At 51.7% G+C, this 1566-nt stretch carries 1 protein-coding gene and 1 pseudogene; one reads left to right on the top strand and one right to left on the bottom strand.

What is annotated here, in order from left to right:
- A partial coding sequence (locus CW734_RS01155; RefSeq protein WP_101189124.1) for a M20/M25/M40 family metallo-hydrolase occupies positions 1-874 on the top strand: 874 nt, incomplete at its 5' end.
- A 321-nt stretch (positions 875-1195) separates the two neighbouring features.
- Here CW734_RS01155 and valS read toward each other — a convergent pair.
- Positions 1196-1566, bottom strand: a pseudogene (valS, locus tag CW734_RS01160) (valine--tRNA ligase); the annotation flags it as partial.

Consider the following 1566-nt stretch of genomic DNA (forward strand, 5'->3'; position numbering starts at 1 on the left):
TGCGCTCAGTAAAACCTTGGAATTGACCGGCGGGCGCGTCGTCGTCCTCGGCACCCCCGCTGAAGAAGGCGGGCCGAATGGCAGCGCGAAAGGAAGTTTCGTCAAACACGGACTTCTCGAAAAAATCGATGCCGCATTGATGCTTCACCCGTCTGGAAACTCGGCGGTTACAGGCCCTTCGCTCGCCGTCGACCCGCTGAGTTTTCATTTCTACGGCAAGCCGGCCCATGCTGCCGGGTCTCCTGAAAAAGGCATCAATGCACTCGATGCCGTGCTTCAATTGTTCAACGGCATCAATGCCCTTCGCCAACAATTACCGGATGATGCACGGGTGCATGGCATCATCACGCACGGAGGCGACGCGCCGAATATCATTCCGGAATACGCCTCTGCCCGCTTCTACATCCGCGGAGATTCTTGGAAAAAGACCGCCGAGACGGCGAAAAAAGTGCGTGCCATCGCTGAAGGCGCTGCCCTTGCAACAGGTGCCCGTGTCGAAATCGAACGTTTCCAGAATGAAGTGAAGGATCTTGTTGTCACGCCTGAGCTCGATGAAATCCTAAAAGCCGAACTTGAAACACTAGGCGACACAGTAGCCGCTTCGCGCATTTCCGGGCTCGGTTCGACCGATGCCGGCAATATCAGCTATGAAGTGCCGACTGCCCACGGCTATATCAAAATCGGACCCGAAAGCCTCATTGCCCATACCGAAGAATTCCGGGAAGCCGCCCGTTCGAAAGCAGGCGATGAAGCCTTGATCAAAGGCGCCAAAGCATTGGCGCAAACAGGTTACCGTTTGCTGACTGAACACGCGTTATTGGCGCAAGTCAAGCAAGCCCATATCCGGTCACTTGCCACCAAACAACAAGATTAAAAACCAGCGCCCCTGCGCTGGTTTTTTAGAGGTGTTAAGGAAGTCATAGCTTTTCATTTACAAATTATTTAATATCCTAGTTAATTCTAATGAAAAATAAAAGCGAGTTGAATAAATAATTATTCGACGCTAGTGGAGTGCAAGCCGGCGACTCCTTCGGGACCAGCGCGAGCCGAAGACCCTGCAGGAGCGTCAGCGACGAAGCGGCTGAGGCCGTGCCCGCGGAAAGCGTCCGGCTGTAACGGAACCTGAAAGACTGCAGAAGTTTCTCAACACCTAAAAAAAAAGCGATTCCCATTTAAAGGGAATCGCTTTTTCCTATTACAAGTTCTTTAATTCTTCCATGCGTTTTTCAACGGTTGCGTGCTTCTCGAGGTAATCCGCTTCTTTCTTGCGTTCTTCTGCCACTACCGCTTCCGGTGCTTTCGACACGAAGCGTTCGTTCGACAATTTGCCTTGAACGAGCTTGACTTCTTTCGCCCATTTGTCGAGTTCTTTTTGCAGGCGTTTCAATTCTTCTTCGATATCGATCAAGCCTTCAAGCGGCATGAACAATTCCGCTCCGGACACGACTGCTGACATCGATTTCTCTGGTGCTTCGATGTTGTGGCCAATCGTCAAAGTCTCCGGATTGCAGAAACGTTCGATGTACGCGGCGTTTTCTTCGAGCACCGACAAAGTTGTCGCGTCTT

It is taken from the genome of Planococcus sp. MB-3u-03, from assembly GCF_002833405.1.
GTDB lineage: Bacteria > Bacillota > Bacilli > Bacillales_A > Planococcaceae > Planococcus.